Origin of the sequence: Gordonia sp. SL306 (assembly GCF_026625785.1) — a bacterium.
Taxonomy (GTDB): domain Bacteria; phylum Actinomycetota; class Actinomycetes; order Mycobacteriales; family Mycobacteriaceae; genus Gordonia.
This window is the reverse complement of the sequence record NZ_CP113063.1, coordinates 3,689,138-3,707,952: the sequence shown is the minus strand read 5'-3', so window position 1 is coordinate 3,707,952 and position 18,815 is coordinate 3,689,138. Positions and strand designations below refer to the sequence as shown.

Annotated in this window: 19 protein-coding genes; 8 read left to right on the top strand and 11 right to left on the bottom strand. The window is 67.1% G+C overall.

The annotated features are described in order from the left end of the window. Positions 1–4: 4 nt before the first annotated feature. Genes OVA31_RS17020 through OVA31_RS17005 form a run of 4 tightly spaced genes read left to right on the top strand, consistent with a single transcriptional unit; the run spans position 5 to position 2,995 of the window. Positions 5–304 (top strand): helix-turn-helix transcriptional regulator, encoded by a 300-nt coding sequence (locus OVA31_RS17020; protein WP_267627785.1) that lies wholly within the window; start codon positions 5–7, stop codon positions 302–304. Then, positions 301–891: a hypothetical protein gene (locus OVA31_RS17015; RefSeq protein WP_267627784.1), complete on the top strand. Its 591-nt coding sequence runs from the start codon at positions 301–303 to the stop codon at positions 889–891. Before OVA31_RS17020 ends, OVA31_RS17015 begins: the two co-directional genes overlap by 4 nt. Beyond that, positions 888–1,793 carry an ABC transporter ATP-binding protein gene (locus OVA31_RS17010; protein ID WP_267627783.1) on the top strand — a complete coding sequence of 302 codons (906 nt, stop codon included), beginning with the start codon at positions 888–890 and terminating at the stop codon, positions 1,791–1,793. The genes OVA31_RS17015 and OVA31_RS17010 overlap by 4 nt, the downstream gene beginning before the upstream one ends. After that, positions 1,790–2,995, top strand: a complete 1,206-nt coding sequence (locus tag OVA31_RS17005; protein WP_267627782.1) for an ABC transporter permease — start codon at positions 1,790–1,792, stop codon at positions 2,993–2,995. The genes OVA31_RS17010 and OVA31_RS17005 overlap by 4 nt, the downstream gene beginning before the upstream one ends. Here OVA31_RS17005 and OVA31_RS17000 read toward each other — a convergent pair. From OVA31_RS17000 to OVA31_RS16980, 5 genes are all read right to left on the bottom strand, one after another. Further along, on the bottom strand, positions 2,961–3,989 hold the full coding sequence (locus OVA31_RS17000) for an enoyl-CoA hydratase/isomerase family protein (protein ID WP_267627781.1): 1,029 nt from the start codon (positions 3,987–3,989) through the stop codon (positions 2,961–2,963). The genes OVA31_RS17005 and OVA31_RS17000 overlap by 35 nt on opposite strands. Before the next feature lie 42 nt (positions 3,990–4,031). After that, positions 4,032–5,312 carry a cryptochrome/photolyase family protein gene (locus tag OVA31_RS16995; RefSeq protein WP_267631571.1) on the bottom strand — a complete coding sequence of 427 codons (1,281 nt, stop codon included), beginning with the start codon at positions 5,310–5,312 and terminating at the stop codon, positions 4,032–4,034. Between the two features lie 53 nt (positions 5,313–5,365). Then, positions 5,366–5,734 (bottom strand): FKBP-type peptidyl-prolyl cis-trans isomerase, encoded by a 369-nt coding sequence (locus OVA31_RS16990; protein ID WP_161060126.1) that lies wholly within the window; start codon positions 5,732–5,734, stop codon positions 5,366–5,368. An 80-nt stretch (positions 5,735–5,814) separates the two neighbouring features. After that, positions 5,815–7,137 (bottom strand): citrate synthase, encoded by a 1,323-nt coding sequence (locus tag OVA31_RS16985; protein ID WP_267627779.1) that lies wholly within the window; start codon positions 7,135–7,137, stop codon positions 5,815–5,817. A gap of 10 nt (positions 7,138–7,147) precedes the next feature. Further along, the gene (locus OVA31_RS16980) at positions 7,148–8,149 is read right to left on the bottom strand and encodes a carbohydrate kinase family protein (protein ID WP_267627778.1); all 1,002 of its coding nucleotides are present in this window, start codon (positions 8,147–8,149) and stop codon (positions 7,148–7,150) included. 87 nt (positions 8,150–8,236) lie between these two features. Between OVA31_RS16980 and OVA31_RS16975 the strand changes: the two genes are divergently transcribed. Genes OVA31_RS16975 through OVA31_RS16965 form a run of 3 tightly spaced genes read left to right on the top strand, consistent with a single transcriptional unit; the run spans position 8,237 to position 10,855 of the window. Continuing rightward, entirely contained in the window at positions 8,237–8,929 is a 693-nt protein-coding gene (locus OVA31_RS16975; RefSeq protein ID WP_267627777.1) for a 5-oxoprolinase subunit B family protein, read from the top strand. Further along, the gene (locus OVA31_RS16970) at positions 8,926–9,798 is read left to right on the top strand and encodes a biotin-dependent carboxyltransferase family protein (RefSeq protein ID WP_267627776.1); all 873 of its coding nucleotides are present in this window, start codon (positions 8,926–8,928) and stop codon (positions 9,796–9,798) included. Before OVA31_RS16975 ends, OVA31_RS16970 begins: the two co-directional genes overlap by 4 nt. A gap of 34 nt (positions 9,799–9,832) precedes the next feature. Beyond that, positions 9,833–10,855 carry an oxygenase MpaB family protein gene (locus OVA31_RS16965; protein WP_267627775.1) on the top strand — a complete coding sequence of 341 codons (1,023 nt, stop codon included), beginning with the start codon at positions 9,833–9,835 and terminating at the stop codon, positions 10,853–10,855. 124 nt (positions 10,856–10,979) lie between these two features. Here the strand turns inward: OVA31_RS16965 and OVA31_RS16960 are convergent, their stop codons facing one another. Genes OVA31_RS16960 through pdxH form a run of 3 tightly spaced genes read right to left on the bottom strand, consistent with a single transcriptional unit; the run spans position 10,980 to position 14,086 of the window. After that, positions 10,980–12,065, bottom strand: coding sequence for an isopenicillin N synthase family dioxygenase (locus tag OVA31_RS16960; RefSeq protein WP_267627773.1), 1,086 nt, complete (start codon positions 12,063–12,065; stop codon positions 10,980–10,982). A gap of 57 nt (positions 12,066–12,122) precedes the next feature. Beyond that, the gene (locus tag OVA31_RS16955; protein WP_267627772.1) at positions 12,123–13,391 is read right to left on the bottom strand and encodes an MFS transporter; all 1,269 of its coding nucleotides are present in this window, start codon (positions 13,389–13,391) and stop codon (positions 12,123–12,125) included. After that, on the bottom strand, positions 13,391–14,086 hold the full coding sequence (pdxH, locus tag OVA31_RS16950; protein WP_164307754.1) for a pyridoxamine 5'-phosphate oxidase: 696 nt from the start codon (positions 14,084–14,086) through the stop codon (positions 13,391–13,393). The genes OVA31_RS16955 and pdxH overlap by 1 nt, the downstream gene beginning before the upstream one ends. A 183-nt stretch (positions 14,087–14,269) precedes the next feature. On the opposite strand from pdxH, the gene OVA31_RS16945 reads away from it, so the two are divergent. Further along, positions 14,270–15,397, top strand: a complete 1,128-nt coding sequence (locus OVA31_RS16945; RefSeq protein ID WP_267627771.1) for a citrate synthase 2 — start codon at positions 14,270–14,272, stop codon at positions 15,395–15,397. Between the two features lie 175 nt (positions 15,398–15,572). On the opposite strand, the gene OVA31_RS16940 is transcribed toward OVA31_RS16945, so the two are convergent. The 3 genes from OVA31_RS16940 to OVA31_RS16930 are packed head-to-tail and all read right to left on the bottom strand — an operon-like array spanning position 15,573 to position 18,764. Continuing rightward, entirely contained in the window at positions 15,573–17,204 is a 1,632-nt protein-coding gene (locus tag OVA31_RS16940) for an ABC transporter permease (RefSeq protein WP_267627770.1), read from the bottom strand. After that, positions 17,204–18,115: an ABC transporter ATP-binding protein gene (locus tag OVA31_RS16935; protein WP_267631570.1), complete on the bottom strand. Its 912-nt coding sequence runs from the start codon at positions 18,113–18,115 to the stop codon at positions 17,204–17,206. Before OVA31_RS16935 ends, OVA31_RS16940 begins: the two co-directional genes overlap by 1 nt. Then, positions 18,099–18,764: a TetR/AcrR family transcriptional regulator gene (locus OVA31_RS16930; RefSeq protein WP_267627769.1), complete on the bottom strand. Its 666-nt coding sequence runs from the start codon at positions 18,762–18,764 to the stop codon at positions 18,099–18,101. The genes OVA31_RS16935 and OVA31_RS16930 overlap by 17 nt, the downstream gene beginning before the upstream one ends. Between the last annotated feature and the right edge of the window lie 51 nt (positions 18,765–18,815).

Sequence of the window (18,815 nt, the reverse complement as noted above, 5' to 3'; positions counted from 1 at the left end):
ATAGGTGAGTCCTGTTCGAAGGGGTGAGAAGCTCCCGATCTTCAATCGCATCGGCGTCCTACGCGCCGAGCGAAAGATGTCGCGAGCACACCTTGCCGAACTGGTCGGCATCAACGTCCAGTCCGTGGGCGCCCTCGAACGCGGCGACAACTACCCCAGCCTCGACCTCGCGTTCCGCATCTGCGCCGTCTTCGACCTGCCGGTCGAGGCCGTCTTCAGCCGCCGCGAGTTCGGGGCCATGTCGGCCGAGTTGTACCCACGGGTCGCCGACCACAGACAACCCGATCACGGAGGAGCACGATGAGGGACCCCAATTCGGCCATCCCGGAGGAGGCGACCCCGGCCCTCTGGCGGCGCTACGACGAGTGGCGGGCCGGGCGTCATCTCCGATTCAACGAGAAGCATGCGGGTGCGCTGAACTCGTGGCGCAATCGTCGCGGCGCCCGGCGACTGGTCTTGACCCAGGTGACAACACTGACCGTGGCTCTCGCCGGCGCGGTGATGGCGTTCAGCACCATGTGGTTCGCGATACCGTTCATCATCGGAGTCCTGGGATCCTGCGCCGCGCAATACGCTTTGCGCATCGTCACCGGTTCAGTCGCCGACACTCCCGTCCCGGCCCTCGACGAGATCCAGCTCGCGCAGCGGAACTCTGCCCGGTCGATCGGATTCTTCGTGTTGTACACGCTCATGTTCATTCCCTATCTCATCCTCATCGTCTTGGGATCGCGCGACAGCGTGAGCGGCCAATCGGTGTACGGCACCGGCATTCTGCTCATCACTCTCGTGGTGATCGCGGTGGTACTCCCGACGATGCTCACCGCGTGGTGGATGAACGATCCCGACCCCGAAGACCTCGTCACCAGTGAGACAGAACGGAGCCACGGATGAACGGTCCGCTGATCATCGACGGACTACACAAGCGATACGGCGATCTGATCGCTCTGCAGGACATGACCTTTCAGGTCTCACCTGGCGAGATATTCGGCTTCGTCGGGAGCAACGGCGCGGGCAAATCCACCACGATGCGGATCATCCTCGGTGTCCTCGCCGCGGATGCGGGCAGCGTGCGCCTCGGCAATCATCCGATCGACCTGCAGACGCGACGACGCATCGGGTACATGCCCGAGGAGCGCGGACTGTATCCCAAGATGAAGGTGGGCGAACAGCTCGTGTTCCTCGCCCGACTCCACGGGATGTCTTCCACCTCAGCCCGTGAGAGCGTTGAACGGTGGACCAACCGGCTCGGGGTCGAGCAACGGGTGAACGACGATGTCGGCGATCTGAGCCTGGGCAATCAGCAGCGCGTCCAGCTCGCGGCGGCCCTCATCCACGATCCACGCGTCCTGGTGCTCGACGAACCGTTCTCCGGACTCGACCCGGTGGCGGTCGACGTCATGAGCGATGTGCTCAAAGAGAAAGCAGCCGAGGGCATCCCGGTGATCTTCTCCTCCCATCAGCTCGATCTCGTCCAGCGCCTGTGCGATCGGGTCGGCATCGTGGCGCGCGGCCAGATGCGTGCTCTGGGCCGGGTCGACGATCTCCGCGCACGCGAAGGGATGATGCTGGAGATCGCCGGACCGTCCACCCGAACCCGGTGGGCCGAGGGCATCGCCGGCGTCGTACAGGCCGACTATGACACCGACACCGACCTGACGATGTTGCGGCTCGACCCTGCTGTCGCAGACGACCAGGCGATCCTCACAGCGGCCCTTCGCGTGGGCCCGGTCCACCGTTTCGCGACATCGACCCCGTCACTGACCGAACTGTTCCGAGAGGTGGTCGCCGCATGAACTCCCCCATGTCACCAGGTGGAGCCGGTGCCGTGCAGTCGATCTGGCTGGTCGCCGAACGGGAGATCGCCACCCGTGCTAAGACCCGGTCGTTCCTGATCAGCACCGGGCTGTTGATGGTCGTGATCATCGTCGGCGCCGTCGTCTGGTCGGCACTCAGCGGCGGTGACGACGCCGATCGCGTCGGTGTGGTCGGCCAGGACGCCGCACTCACACAGACCATCGAGGAGTTCGGCTCGGCGACCGGCACGTCGGTCGATGTGGTCTCGGTCGCCTCGGCGGAGGAGGCCCGCTCGCGGGTCGCCGACGGCGACCTCACCGCCGCCCTCGTACCGGGCACCGCACCGAACTCGTATGTCGCGGTCTCCGAGAGCGGTCTCAGTCCGACCCTCGACGGTGTCCTGCGGTCGTCGGTGGAGCAGGTCGGCCTGACCAGTTCGCTCGCCGAACGGGGCGTCGACGCCGCTTCCCTGCCCCGCGCGACGATCACCGTCGAACAGACCACTCCCGACAAGCCCGACGAGGGACAACGCATCGTGATCGCACTCGTCGGCACCATCCTACTGATCACCGCCATCATGATGGGTGGCTCGATGGTCGCCGTCGGCGTGGTCGAGGAGAAGACGTCGCGGGTCGTCGAGTTGCTGCTCGCGACGATCAAGCCGTTGCATCTGTTGTGGGGCAAGATCATCGGCATCGGGGCGATCGCAATGGCACAGGTCCTGCTGCTCGGCGCCACTGCGTTGATCGCGGGTCGGGTGACCGGACTGCTGACGATCCCGGGGGCCGCGATCGGGATGTTCGCGGCCGTGATCGCCTGGTTCGTCCTGGGTTTCCTGTTCTTCGCCACGCTCTACGCGGCGACAGGTGCGCTCGTCTCCCGTCAGGAGGAACTCAACGCCAGTTCGGCGCCGCTGACCATCCTGGCGATGGCGGTGATGTACTCCGGGATCTTCGGCATCCAGGCCCTCGACTCCACCTTGATCCAGGTGCTCACCTGGATACCACCGTTCAGCGCCGCGCTGATGCCGGTCCGGATCGCCACCGGCGACACCTCGACGGTCCAGGTCGTCGTCACGTTTGCACTCATGGTGCTCGCCTGCGCCTCGGCCACCTGGTTCGCATCCCGGATCTACCAGCGGTCGATCCTGCGGACCGGCACCCGCGTCAAGTGGTCCGAGGCCCTGTCCCTCGCGCGCTGACGTCGACGGGCACGACGTCGGCGATCTCATCGGCGAGTCCCCACCGCAGAGCGGTCTCCGCTCCGACGGCGACGCCGGTCACCGAGAGATGAAAGGTCCGCCAGCGTCCGATCCGTCGTGGGATACCGACGGTACCTCCGGCGCCCGGGATCAGGCCCATGCTCACCTCGGGCAGGCGGATCGCAACTGCTGGATCGACCACCACCCGCCCAGCCAGGCCGGGCAGCTCGATTCCCGCACCAACGCATGCGCCGTGCAGAAATGCCGTTGTCCGGTCGGCGATCTCCGCAAGGCGCACGCCGGCCCCGCCGGCTGTCCGGACGAAGTGGGCGAGCACCGGATCCGGCGTGGTCCCGAACTCGTCGAGATCTCCGCCCGCGCAGAAGACCGGCCCCGAGCCACGCAGGTGGACCTCCGTCACTGTCTCGTCGAGCACCGCGACGTCGAGCGCCTCGACGAGTGCATCCCGCAGGGCCGCACCGAAGGCGTTACGGCGCTCCGGCCTGTTCAGGCCGATCGTCAGCCGTCCGGCATCACGGTCGACCGTCACCGGCGCAACCCGGGGCGTCGGAGGCAACGGACGCGGACCTCGCCGGGTGAGCCACGCCGCGAACTCGTCTCCGCCGAGCAAGGTCGAGTACGCCCACGACTCGATGTCGAGCGCCTGCCGGACCGATACCTGCGTTCCGGTGCGGAGCACGGCGGCCAAGGTGGTCGCAGCCTGCGGATTGTCGGCCACGTGGTCGGCGAGTCGGCGGGCGGCCACCTCGGGTTCGTCGGCCCCGACGACCGCTCGGTGCACGCCCTCGGTATCGGGCTCGGCATAGACCACATCGCATTGCTCGCCGAGCACCGCCCAATCCACTGTCGGGAGCGGCCCGGACGTGAATCCGATCCGCACGGGCTCGACGTGGCGGTCCGATGACCAGGCGAGACCGGCCCACGCCGCATCGTCGGAGATGTCGGCGACAAACGGGTCGGGGGTCGCGATCACGCTGTCAGCCTAGTGCGGAGCCGGAACGGCGTTCGATCGACATCAGATTTGCCGAAACCGTCGAAGGGCCTCTTCCCGCTCCGCTTTGTGGTCGACGATGGGTTCCGGGTAGTCGCCGTCGGCCTCCGGTACCCACCGCCGCACGTACTCGCCGTCGGGATCGAACCGCCGTCTCTGGGTCTCCGGGTTGAACACCCGAAAGTACGGCGCCGCATCAGTTCCGGTGCCGGCCGCCCACTGCCAGCCATGCTGGTTAGAGGCCATGTCGCCGTCGACGAGCTGATCGAGGAACCATCGCGCACCCCACCACCACGGCAGGTGTAGATCCTTGACCAGGAATGACGCCGCGATCATCCGGACGCGATTGTGCATGAAGCCGGTCTGGGCGAGCTGACGCATACCGGCATCGACGATCGGGAATCCGGTCCGACCCTCCTTCCACGCATCGAAACGTCGGTGCGCGTCCTGGCCGGTGTCGAGTTCTATGTCGTCGAACTGACGATTCCAGTTGTGCCACAAGCTGTCCGGCCAGTGGTAGAGCACCGCGGCGTAGAAGTCCCGGAAAGCGAGTTCCCGGAGATACGCCTGAGCACCCTTCGACCGGCCCAGGTCGGCGGCCATCGTCCGGGGATGGATGTTGCCGAACTTCAGATAGGCCGACATCCGGCTGCTCACATCGAGATCCGGTCGGTCGCGGCCTGATTCGTAATCATCGAGATCGTCGCCGACGAACTCCGCCCAGCGCGCCAGCGCAGCGTCCTCGCCTGCGGGAAGTTCGAGTTTCGCCGGGGCGGCCGGCACCCGGACACGTCCAGATTGACGAATGTCACTGGGGTCCAACAGGTCCGAAACCGCCACCGTGGACGATGCGGGACGTCGCCAACCGTGGTGGCGCCATTGCCGGAAGTACGGGGTGAACACTTTGTACGGATCACCGTCCGGTTTGGTGACCCGACCAGGTGACACGAGATATGGCGAACCGGTGGCCTCGAGAGGAAGGTCTCCGAGCGCCTCCGCAACGGCCGCATCGCGGCGTCGCCCGAACGGCGAGAAGTCTTCGCTCACATGGACGGACGCGGCATCGACCGCGGCCACCAGCCGCGGAATCTCCTCCTCCGGTCTGCCACGCACCACCAGCAGACGGCCGGAGAGCTTGTCGTCGAGTTCGCGGAGTGACTCGTACAGGAAACTGAGACGTCGTGGCCCCGAGGACTTCTCGAGCCTCGGGTCCACGACGAAACAGGTCAGGATCTGATCGCCGCCGTCATGGGCGGCGCTGAGCGGCGGAAGATCGCTCAGACGCAGATCGCGTCTGAGCCACAGCACCGACGGTGCCGACGGCACCAGCCCGTCCGCTCGCTCGTCTGCCGCAGCGACTATCCCACGCCCAGCAGATCGATGACGAACACCAGCGTCTTGCCCGAGAGCCGATGGCCTGCCCCTGCCGGACCGTATGCGAGCTGCGGCGGAACGGTCAGCTGTCGGCGGCCTCCGACCTTCATGCCGGGGATACCCTCCTGCCATCCCGGGATGAGCCGGTCGAGCGGAAAGTTCGCCGATTGGCCGCGGTCCCAGGAGGAGTCGAACTCTTCGCCGGTGTCGTATTCGACGCCGACGTAGTGCACGTCGACCACGCCACCACTCTGCGCCTCGGCACCTTCACCGACGATGAGGTCCTTGACCTGCAGTTCGGCGGGAGCTGGACCTTCCGGGAATTCGACTACGGGCTTCTCTGTGCTGGTCAACGGGACTCTCCTTTGAGTCGTCGGATCAGGTTTCTGGTCAGATCGGCGCACGTGGCGCTGATCTCAGGCCTTCCGGCGCGTCAGCGCTGCCCCATGTTCACGTAGTCGCGTTCGGTGTAGCCCGTGTACAGCTGACGCGGGCGGCCGATCTTGCCCGACGGATCCGCATGCATCTCACGCCAGTGCGCGATCCATCCGGGCAGCCGGCCGAGTGCGAACAGCACGGTGAACATCCGGGTCGGAAAGCCCATTGCACGGTAGATGACGCCGGTGTAGAAGTCGACATTCGGGTACAGCTTGCGCTCGATGAAGTAGTCGTCGTTCAACGCGACATCCTCGAGACCCTTCGCAATGTCGAGCAGATCATCTTGCACGCCAAGCGATTCCAGGATCTGGTCGGCGGTCTGCTTGACGATCGCGGCGCGTGGGTCGTAATTCTTGTAGACGCGGTGCCCGAAGCCCATGAGCTTCACACCGTCTTCTTTGTTCTTGACCTTGTTCATGAAGGCCTGGGTGTCGCCGCCCGACTGCTTGATGTCCTCGAGCATCTCGAGCACCGCCTGGTTGGCACCGCCGTGCAGCGGGCCCCAGAGCGCGTTGATGCCACCGGAGATCGATGTGAACAGGTTGGCCTGCGACGATCCCACGAGACGCACCGTCGAGGTCGAACAGTTCTGCTCGTGATCGGCATGCAAGATGAACAGCATGTCGAGGGCCTTGGCGACCTTCGGGTCGACCTCGTAGGGCTCGGCCGGGAAGCCGAACGTCATGCGCAGGAAGTTCTCGACCAGGCTCAGCGAGTTGTCCGGATAGAGGAACGGCTGACCGGCCGACTTCTTGTACGCATAGGCAGCGATCGTCGGCAGCTTTGCCAAGAGCCGGATCGTGGACAGCTCGACCTGCTCGGGATCCTTGGGATCGAGCGAGTCCTGGTAGTACGCGGAGAGTGCGTTCACCGCACTCGAGAGCACCGGCATCGGGTGCGCGTTGCGCGGGAAGCCGTCGAAGAAGCGCTTCAGATCCTCGTGCAGCAAGGTGTGCCTGCGGATCTTGTCGGTGAAGTCCTCGAGCTGCGCGGGCGTCGGCAGTTCACCGTAGATGAGCAGGTAGCTGACCTCGATGAAGGTGGACTTCTCGGCCAGCTGGTCGATCGGGATGCCGCGATACCGCAGGATGCCCGCTTCGCCGTCGATGTAGGTGATCGCCGACTTGGTGGACGCGGTGTTGACGAAGCCGCCGTCGAAGGTGGTCAGGCCGGTCTCGGCGAGGAATTTGCCCAGCCCGACCGAGTCAGAACCCTCGGTGGCCTTCAGGATCGGAAGCTCCAGCTGACCACCGGGGTAGGTGAATGTCGCTGAGGCCGTATCGGACGCCTGGTCAGCTGGGACTGTTTCAGCGGACACACGAACCCCTTTACTCAGGTGAGAGTCTTGTACTACGCACATCCGGGTAAGGATGCTGCTGGTTATCAACGTAGTCGCTTCGCAGCTCGCCCGCCCACGGAGGGTCCGCGCCCGGCCGTGAAACGGTGATGGCAGCCACCTGACCTGCGTACTCCGCGATCGCCAGCCACTGTTCGGCGCTCAGTTCCGCCACCGCGCGCGGAGAGAGTGCACCGAGATTCTCCAGGTGACGCAGCACTCCGCCGACGACACTGTCCCCCGCCCCGATCGTATCGCTGACCTGCACCTTCGGGGCTGGCGATGTGACCGCCGCCGCAGCGGTGGTCACGGTGATCCCGGCCGGTCCGGCGGTCGTGATGACCGCGGTCACACCGGCGGCGAGCCAGTCGGCCGGTCCGGTACCCGAGGGGCCCGAGGAGAGCCAGTCGGCATCCTCGTCGGAGAGCTTGACGATGTCCACCGCGTCCATCCAGGACGCGAACCGACGGCGGTACGCGTCGTGGTCGGCGATCACCGCCGGCCGGATGTTCGGGTCGATCACCACCAGCCGGCCCTCGTCGTGGCAGCGGCGGAGGAGCGACTCGTACACCGACGCACCGGGTTCCAGCACGAGCGACAGTGTTCCGAAACATACCGCCGAGACGGTCTGCGGGAAGGCTCCTGGATCCTGGACCAGACGGTCGGCCGTCCCCTCGACGTAGAACGAATAGTGCGCGGCGCCGTCGGTACCGATCGTCGCGAGCGCCAGCGAGGTCGGCTCGCCACGCCGTTGCAGATGCCCGGTTCCGACGCCGCTGGCCTGCAAGGCCGCGACGATCGCGTCGCCGTAGGTGTCGGTGGAGACCGCCGTGCACAACGAGACGGCACTGCCCAGCCTGCCCAGCGTCACGGCCACGTTGAACGGTCCGCCACCGAGCGCCGGCTGCAACGCGGCCAGCCGGCCGGCATTGACGGGCGCGCGGGCCGCGACGACGTCGACGAGGGCTTCGCCGCAGATCACGATCTCACGCATCAGGACACCTCCGGAGTTGCCGACAATCCTGCCATCGACGGCCGACTCCACCGGCATTTTTCGTCGACGCAACGGTAGGTTGTGCACATGCGAGAGTTACCCGCCGGGCCCGACGCGGTGCTGCTCGACTTCGCCACCGACCTCGACTCCGCCACCGACACAGCGCCGCTGCGCGCTGTCGGCTCTGCGGCGGCGGCACTGCGGCGTGCGGTACAGGCCGGAAGCCTGCACGCCACCGAGGTGATCCCCACCGCGCAGACGTTGCTGGTGCAGGCCGAGCGTGGCTGCGGGATCGACGTGCTGGGTATCCATCGCGCACTGCGGGCCGTCGCGACCGACGACAACACCGACGACTCGACCGCGTCCGAGATCCGTATCCCGGTCTCCTACGACGGACCGGATCTCGCCGACGTCGCCGATCTGCTCGACCTCGGGACCGACGAGGTCGCCGAGATCCATCGGGACACCACCTGGCAGGTCCAGTTCATGGGCTTCGCCCCCGGGTTCGGTTATCTTGTCCCACAACAGAACTCAGATCACCCTTTCCGCGACGTCGGCCGCCGCAGCGAATCCCGGGTCCGGGTTCCGGCCGGTGCCGTCGCCATCGCGGCCGGTTACAGTGCCGTCTACCCGCGGGCCAGCCCTGGTGGGTGGCACCTGATCGGACACACCGATCAGTCGATGTGGGACGAAGACAACACTCCGCCGGCAGTTCTCGAACCCGGCTCACTCGTCCACTTCGTCGACGCAGGCGACGGATCGCGAGGACCCCGGCCGTGAAATCCGTCACCGTGATCGACCCGGGCCCGTTGTCGACCCTGCAGGATCTGGGGCGCTCCGGTTATGCGCATCTCGGCGTGCCGGGCTCGGGCGGCGCCGATCGATCATCGCTGACGCTGGCGAACCGACTCGTCGGCAATCCCGAATCCACCGCCGTGATCGAGACCACGCTGGGCGGGTTGCGGATTCGCGCGCACGGGACCCTCGTGATCGCCGTGACCGGTGCGCGTGCGGAGGTCCGCGTCGACGAGTCCCCGGTCGGCAATGCCGCCGCGGTGCCCCTTCCCGACGGCGCCGAGCTCACCATCGACACACCCACCTGGGGCTGCCGCAACTACGTCGCCGTCCGCGGCGGTTTCGACGTGCCCGCGGTGCTGGGTTCCCGTTCCACCGACACCCTCTCCGGGCTCGGGCCCGAACCGCTCGCGGCCGACGTCGAACTCCCGATCGGGCGCGCCACCGCTCCGTGGCCGGTGATCTCCGCCGCGCCGGTCGACAACGGCGAGCCCGAGGTGGTCGCCCTCGAGGTCTCGGACGGTCCGCGTCGAGAACAGGTCGAGGAGGCCGGGGACCTCACGCACGGGATCTGGGAGGTCAGCCCGGACAGCAATCGCGTCGGAGTGCGACTGGATCGACCGGCCGATTCGGACGACCCGCTCGTCGTCCATCGCGCCGCTGCACCCGAACTCGCCTCCGAAGGTGTGCCGCACGGCGCCGTCCAGGTCCCGCCGAGCGGCCGACCGGTCATCTTTCTCGCCGATCACCCGGTGACGGGAGGCTATCCGGTCATCGCGGTGCTCACCCCGACCGCAGTCGACCACGCTGCCCAACTCGTCGCCGGACAACGAATCCGGTTCCACCGTCGTTGACACCCCGCCTGAGACGATCCTAGACTTTCGTCTCATGACCGAGGTGCTGACGAAATCTGCGGACGCCACGACCGACGGTGACCCGACACCGCGGCCCGAGGATTACGCACCGCTCGGACCGGATTCGCTCACGTGGCAGATCTGGGGCACCTGGACCGGCATGTTCCAGGGCCTGTGGGCAGGCTCGATGCAGAACATGCATCCGAAGCTGGGCGCGGCGGTCTGGGAGCATTCCGATTTCTTCGGTGAACGATGGCAGCGACTGATGCGCTCGCTCTACCCCATCAGCGGTGTGGTCTTCGACGGCGGCACCGCGACCGGCCGCGAAGTACGCGACTATCACCGGGACATCAAGGGCCAGATGGATGACGGCACGCGCTACCACGCGCTGGACCCGGATGTCTTCTACTGGGCGCACGCCACGTTCTGGTACGGCAACGTACGACTCTGCGAACGCTTCGGCCCGTGGCTGACCGAGGATCAGAAGCGTCAGCTCTTCGAGGAGTCCAAGGCGTGGTATGCGATGTACGGCGTCTCGATGCGACCGGTGCCCGACACCTACGAGGACTTCCTCGAATACTGGGACCACATGTGCCGCAATGTTCTTCGTGACCATCCGGCTGTCCGGACCGTTCTCGACATCGGACAACTGCCGCCGCCGCCGTTCCTGCGGTTCATTCCGGAGACGGTGTGGTTCCGCTACATGGCCGAGACAAATCAGCGCTTCTTCACCTGGCTCACCACCGGTTTCTACGACGAGCCGATCCGCGAGATGATGGGGCTGCCGTGGACCGAGCGTGACGAGCGGCGCTTCCGGCTGCTCGGCCGGACGATCAACCTCGTGATGCACCGCCTGCTCCCGAAACGTTTTCTGCGCCATCCACGTCCGCGCGACGCATGGGATCGGGTCGATGGGCGGGTGGCTCCCGACGCCCCCCTCGTGGAGACGCCTGCTCGTAATCTCCCACCGGAAGCCGAGCGCGACAACCCGATGCACTACTGCCCGGTGCATGCCGCACGACGGGCCACCTATCCGGGCCGCGTCAGCGAGATCTGACACCCTCTCCCGCCGATCGAAACAATCACCAGCGAGACCCGACACCCGCTCCCGCCGATCGAGTAGGGACCGAGCGTAGCGAGGACCCGTATCGAGATCCACCGCCCTGCACCAGAAGATGCCCCTACTGCTGCCCCAACCCCCGGCGCATCGCCTGCCGCACCCGCTGCGCCTCTCGCCGGGCATACGGATTCGATTGTCCGGCACGAGAGCCGGCCAGTTTGGCGCCGATGTGTTCACCCACCGTGATCGGCGAGTATCGACTCCCGGCGCCGACGCAGGACGGCAACGTGGAGATGGTGGCGTCGATGTTGCCGTCGTGGAAGAACGCGGCGGATCGTCTGCGCTCGATGGTCCCGTCCACCACGGGCGGCTTGACGCGGTGCAGGGTGGACATCCATCGCTCGTTGGTCCAGCGCGCCATCAGGTCACCGAGGTTGATCAGCAGCGCCCCGTCGGCGGGTTCGACATCGTGCCAGACGCCGGCGCGATCGAGCACCTGTAGCCCCTTGACCTGATCGGCCCACAGCACCGTGACGATGCCGTAGTCCGTGTGCTCCCCCATCCCGGTGAGCTCGCCGTCGAGTTCCACCTCGCCGGGCGGCAGGGCATAGTTGTTCATCCGCAAGACGTCGAGTGAGTGGTCGGTGTAGCCGTCGAAGAAGTCCGGCGGGAGGTCGAGCGCGTCGGCGAAGATCCGGGTCAGCGTGTGCGCCACCCGTGCGGCCTCGGCGAAGTACGCCGACACCGCAGCCTCGAAATGATCCACGGCCGGCCAGGTGTTGCCGGCGTATTGATCCTCCGGCAGTTCGAGATCCGGGTAGGTCGTCGCCTCCACCCCGACGTTGAACGCCTCGAAGAAGTCGTTCATCCGATCGGCCGGCTCGACGCCCAGACTCAGCGACAACGACTCCGACTTCGGTGGCGCGTAGCCACGATTGATCTCCGGCGGGGTGCGATAGGCCTTCTTCTGCTCCAGTGGCAACGCGAAGAAGTCGTCCATCACGGCCGTGAACTCGTCGATCACCACCGACGGGATCTGGTGCCCGACGATCTGGATGAACCCCACCGCACTGGCGGCGTTGTCGATCTGGTCGGCGACGACGGCACGATCGGCCGCACTTCCGTTGCCGGTGTACGGGGTGATGTCGATGATGGGGACCGCAAAGGTGCCCGCGTGGTTGTCGACTACCGCGCTCATGGCACCCATAGTGGCATCGAATCGCCGACCTCGCCGATCAGCGTAATTGCGCCGACGCCCTGCGCGTCAGGCATGCTGACCGACCCGATACGCCACGAACGCCGGGATCGCCAGAGCGGCAACGATGGTCAGCACGACGACCAGGAGTCCACCCGCTGTGGTGGTCACCGCGACCCCGATCGAGGCGGCTGCCGCACCGTGCACGACGTCGGCGATCCGCGGGCCACCGGCGACCACCACGGTGAACACGCCCTGCAGCCGACCACGGACATCGTCGGTCGCCGCGGCGAGCAGGATCGACTGGCGGAACGCCGCCGATGCCATGTCGGCTGCGCCGCCGATCATGAGGAAGACCAGCGCCACGGGCAGCATCGGCAACGACGTGCCGCCGGCGAACCCCACCGCGACGCCGACACCCGCCATCGCCAGTCCCCACACGATGACGCACACGATGACCGCCAGACCCTGCCGCTCGACGCGACTGACCCACCCGGAGAAGATGCCGCCGACGACGGCACCGGCCGAGATGGCGGTGAACAGGAGCGCGAAGGCGATGCCCCCGCCGGACGGCCCGCCGAAGTTCTCGTGCGCCATCTGCGGGAAGAGCGCACGGGGCATCCCGAAGATCATCGCGATGAGATCGACCAGGAACGACGCCATCAGGATCTTGTGGCCCGCCAGGTATTTGAGGCCGTCGATGACCGACCGCAGACCCGGCGTCTTGGGTCGGTCGTCGCCCTCGGGCCGCAACGATGGCAGCAGGATCACCGCGAGGAGCGTCGGCACCAGGAAGACGGTGTCGACGAGGTAGAGCAGTGGATACCCGAGCCATGGGATCAGGGCACCACCGATGAGCGGTCCCGCGATGGCGCCCGCCTGCATGACGGTCATGTTCAGCGACAACGCCGCAGGCAGTTCGCGATCCGGCAACAGCCGCGGTAGCACCGCACTGCGGGTCGGCTGGTTGACGGCGAAGAATGCCTGCTGAACGGCGAAGAGCGCCAGTATGATCCAGACATTCCGGACACCGGCCGCCGCCTGCGCCCAGAACAGCGCGCTGCACCCGATGAGCCCCAGTGTCGAGATGATCAGCAGGGTGCGGCGATCGAACACGTCTGCAAGCGCGCCACCCCACAGGCCGAACACGACGAGCGGGACGAGTCCGAAGATGCCGGTCAGCCCGACATATGCAGAGCTACCGGTGATCTGATAGATCTGCGCGGGCACCGCGACCACGGTCAGCTGTGCACCGATGACCGTGACGATGTTCGCGAGCCACAGACGTCGGAAGTAGGTGTTGCGCAGCGGCGTCGTGTCGGCCAGGAGTCTGGCCATCAGGGCTGGAGTCTTTCCGCCCGCCAGCCGTCGTCGAGCAAGGTCAGTCGCACGCGGTTGTGCAGCCGATTGGCACGTCCCTGCCAGAACTCGACGACCGTCGGGACCAGGCGGAAACCACCCCAGTCCGACGGAACCGGGATCTCGGCGCCGTCGTCGAAGCCACCGAACTCCTCCGCGACCGCCGCGGCCTTGGCCTCGAGGTCGGTCCGGCTGCCGATCGGCCGGGACTGTTCGGAGGCGTACGCCGAGAGTTGCGAACCACGCGGGCGGTTGAACCAGTAGGCGTGGGTCTCCTCCATGCCTACGTGATCGATGCGGCCGCGGACATTGACCTGGCGCTCGAGTGCGATCCACGGGAACGTCACCGACGCATACGGATTGGCGGCCAGGTGGCGCCCCTTGTCCGAGTCGTAACCGGTGAAGAACACGATGCCTGCCGCATCGGCACCCTTGCAGAGCACCGTGCGGGTCGCGGGGTGACCGTCGGCGTCGACCGTGCCGAGCACCATGGCATTGGGTTCGGGGATCCGCGCCTCGATCGCCTCGCGCAGCCAGACGGTGAACAGATCCACCCACGGTGGATCTCCTCGCAGCCAGCTCGGGTCCAGGTTCTCGCGGATTCCGTCGGCGCCCGCAGCCCGGTCACCCTCGCCGATGTTGGGCGGAATGCCACCGCCGTAGCCGACACGCATGTTCGGCAGGTCAATCGGTTCATCCGGCACCTGCGTGAGGCTACTCCCTGGACACGCCCGTTACTCCCCAGTACACCCCTGGGCGCGCGGCTGCCCTACAGTCCAAGTGGGTGCTCGGTCCGGTACGCCGGACATCACCGACAGCGCCGCCCACGATGACGTGTTTCGAGATAGGTGGTCACCATGGCGAACAGTGTTCCCGACGATTTCGTCCCCGGACTGGAGGGCGTGGTCGCGTTCACCACCGACATCGCCGAACCCGACAAGGACGGCGGCAATCTCCGCTATCGCGGGGTCGACATCGAAGACCTGGTCGAGAACCACGTCACCTTCGCCGATGTCTGGGCGCTGCTCGTGGACGGGCGCTTCGGCGACGGCCTCCCCCCGGCCGAACCGTTCCCGCTGCCGATCCACACCGGTGACGTCCGAGTCGACGTCCAGGCCGCGCTGGCGATGCTCGCACCGATCTGGGGATATCAGCCACTGCTCGACATCGACGACGCCACCGCGCGCGCCAATCTGGCACGGGCGTCGGTGATGGCACTGTCCTACGTCGCCCAGTCGGCTCGCGGCATCCATCAACCTGCCGTCCCCCAGCACGTCATCGACGACTGCGACACGGTCACCGCCCGCTTCATGACCCGCTGGAAGGGCGATCCGGACCCCAAGCACATCCGGGCGATCGATGCCTACTGGGTCAGCGCCGCCGAACACGGTCTCAACGCCTCCACCTTCACCGCCCGGGTGATCGCGTCCACCGGCGCCGACGTCGCGGCCTCGCTCTCGGGAGCGATCGGCGCGATGTCGGGCCCGCTCCACGGCGGCGCCCCGGCCCGCGTGCTGCCGATGATCGAAGAGGTCGAGCGGACCGGCGACGCCCGCGGCCTGGTGCGGGGCGTTCTCGACCGCAAGGAGAAGCTGATGGGCTTCGGTCATCGGGTCTATCGGGCCGAGGACCCCCGGGCGCGGGTACTGCGCCGCACCGCGCAGGAGCTCGATGTGCCCCGCTACGAGATCGCGGCGGCACTCGAACAGGCCGCCCTGACCGAATTGCGTGAACGCCGCCCCGATCGTGCCATCGAGACCAACGTGGAGTTCTGGGCCGCGGTGATCCTCGACTTCGCCGAGGTGCCGACGCACATGATGCCTGCGATGTTCACCTGCGGCCGCACCGCGGGCTGGTGTGCGCACATCCTCGAGCAGAAGCGCCTGGGCAAACTCGTCCGACCGGCCGCGATCTACACCGGACCGGCGCCGCGTCGACCCGAAGACGTCGCCGGATGGGGCGAACTGGTCAAGCCCGGCCTCTGACCCCCACCCCACCCCCTCGTCCCCACCTCGTCCCCACCTCGTCCCCACCTCGTCTGCCGTTCCGGCCGCACCTTCGGCGTCTGGCCGCAGGATCAGCTCGAAGCCGCAACACGAAACTGCGGCCAGAACCTCTGGCCGGTGACGGCGTCGCCGATGCGGCGTCGCCGATGCGGCGTCAGCCGATGTCGCGACGGTGGAAGGCCAGTTGGGCGGCGCCGGCGAACAGCGCCGCGATGGCGAGCAGCACCACGATCGGGAGCCATTGCATCGGTTCCAGCGGCACCGCAGGCGCGTGGGAGAACGGGGAGAGGTCGCGGGCCCACTGCGGCAGGCTGAACATCCCCGACAGCGGGCCGAGGAAGAGGGCGGCGATCACCACCAGCCAGCCGATCGGGACCAGCATCGGCCGAATCGCATAGAGGGCGACGGCGACACCGGTGACGAGCAGCGCAGCCGGGATCTGGACTCCGGCGGCCGCGAGGTTGTCGCCGACCGCGCTCCAGCCCCCACCGGCCACGCCGTTGCCCACCGTCATGCCGAGTGCGGCAGCGATGAGGATCACCACCACCCCGACGGCGGCGGTCACCGCGTACACGGCCAGGTATCGCGATCGCGCCGTCGGTGTGACGAGCAGGACCTCGGTGCGCGACGACACCTCCTCCGATCGCATCCGTGTCACCAGGTTGACCGACCACGCACTCGCCGCCACGGCGAGGAACGTCATCATCGTCGAGCCGAACAGTGTGCTCAGACTGCCCTGCAGACCCGACTGCTCCAGCACCCGGCGCATCTGCTCGTTGTCGCCCGCCAGCTCGTCGACCGACGGCTGGAGGAATCCGATGACCAACGCGTACAACGTGATTGCCGATGACCACGAAACGAGCAACGAGACCGACAACCGCATCGCGACGGCCCTGACCGACGACAGTCTCGTCGATGACGCCGGCCCGGGACGTGGCTGGATCAGACCCGCGTCCATGTCGCGACCGAGGGCGAACCGGGCCGCGAGACCCACGCCGAGGGCCGCGACGGCAAGCGATGCGACGGCAGGCCAGGGGTTGTTCGCGCCGAACGGATCGATGAGTTCGGCCCACCCGACCGGGGTGATCCAGCGTAGCCACGACCACGTGTCGACGACGTCGGCGACGCCGCGCAGCACGTAGCCGGCAAGCACGATCGAACTCGCGGTCAGGTTGGCGATGTGCGACGTCTTCGCGATCTGGGCGGACACCAAGGCCACCCCGACGGCCGCCATCGCGGTCGTCGCGTACTGCGCGAACACCGCGAACACGTCGCCGACGCCGGCCCCGAGCGGGAACAGCATGATCGACATCCCCAGCGCGACGACCACGCAGAAGGTCGTCGCCACCACGGTCGCCGCCCACAGGGAGGCCAGGGGTCCGGTGGCGCCGGCACGCAGCAGTTCCGCCCGCCCGAGTTCTTCTTCCTTCCGCGTCTGCCGGACCACCATCATCACGGCGCACACCCCAAGAGCGGCGATCATGAACAGCCCCGCCCGCCACACCGTCACCGCGGCAGCGGAGTCGATGTGGTCCAGTGGGCCGAGCAGGAATCGGAACGCCGAGTTCGACCCGGCGCCGACCTGCAGGGCGGCCCGCTCGTCCGAGGTCGGATACGAGCTACGGATGGTCGCGGCGGTGGACAGGTTGATCAGCAGGAAGACCACCAGAGTGATCACGATGATCCACCGCTCGCGGCGCGTCATCAGCCGGATGAGCCGACCGGACTTCGCGAGTAGGTCACGCCCGCCCCCGGTCGATGTCGGTGCCGGGGCGACCGTCGTCATCACGCCGGCTCCTTGTCCCCGTACGCATGCAGGAACAGCTCCTCGAGGCTCGGCGGTTCGACGGCCAGGGTTCGGACGTCCAGTCCGGCCAGGGCTGTCGTGACCGCGGCCAGACCACCGTCGGCGACCGTGAAACTCACAGCGTCGCCGTCGGACTCGAAATCGTGCACGTCCGGCATGGTGGCCAGACCCGACGCATCACCGGCGACCGTCGCCGTCACGCGCGATCGACGTAGGTGCCGCAGCTCGGCGAGGGTGCCCGACTGAACAGTCTTCCCCGCGCGGATGATAGTGACGGTCTCGCACAACTCCTCGACCTCGGCGAGAATGTGACTCGACATGAGTACCGCCGACCCGGTCCGGGCCCGTTCGGCGACACAGTCCGCGAACTCGCGCGTCATCAGCGGGTCGAGTCCGGAGGTCGGTTCGTCGAGGATCAACAACTCGGTGTCGGCGCACAACGCCGCGATCAGCGCGACCTTCTGCCGGTTCCCCTTCGAGTAGGTCGACGCCTTCTTGGTGGGGTCGAGCTCGAATCGATCGATGAGTTCGGCCTTGCGCGTGGCAGATTCGCTCCGCAGGTCGCGCAGCGACAGCAGCAGGTCGATACATTCACCGCCCGAGAGTTGCGGCCACAGGTTCACGTCACCCGGCACGTAGGCGAGGCGCCGATGGATCGACACCGCGTCGGCGAGCGGGTCGGCACCGAACACCCGGACCCGGCCACCGTCCTGCCGGTACATCCCCAGCACGACGCGGATCGTCGTCGACTTGCCCGCACCGTTGGGACCGAGGAAACCGGCAACCTCGCCGGCACGCACCTGCAGGTCGAGACCGTCGAGGGCCTGGAAGGAACCGAAACGCTTGCGCAGTCCGGTCACGTCGATCACCGGATCATGTTGTCGGGCCATCATGTTCCTCTCGGTATGCCAGGACTGCGTCGAGCAGGGAGTCGTCCGCCATGACGCCGTGGACGGCCATCTCGGTGGCGGGGACCACCACGCGGTCGAGGTAGGACCGCAGGATTGCGCCCGCGTCCGACCAGTCGTCCGGCGGATGCATCACCACATCCACCAGCAACGCACCCATGGACTGGGCGACCATGTAACGCGCCCTTGCCTGCTCGTCACGTGAGGGGCGAATCGTGCCGGCCGCCACCCCGCCGCGGAACGTCTCTTCGGCGTCGTCGGCGAGGTGGTCGAGGAGCGCTCGCGCCATGTCGCCGCCCGCCTGCAGGCTGCGGATGAGGTAAACGATGCGGGGCCCGTCCTCGTCGATCGAGTCCATCTTGGCCAGCATCCCGTCGAAAGCCGTTGCACCCGGCCGTGTTTCGACGGTGGCCCGGTTGACCTCGCGAGTGCGCCGCAGCACATGCGCGTCGCACTCCGCCCGCAGCTTCTCCTTGCTGCCGAAGTGATGGATCACCAGAGCGGGGCTGACGTGCGCCGACTCGGCGATGGCCCGCACCGTCGCGGAGAACCCGTCACGGGCGAACACCTCGATGGCGGTGTCGCGCAGACGGGCCCGGGTGGTGCGGTCATCGGCGCGCATTGAACGCATGTTCAGTAGATTAAACGCATGTTCAGCCCGGGTCAACGGTTGCGCGCGGCA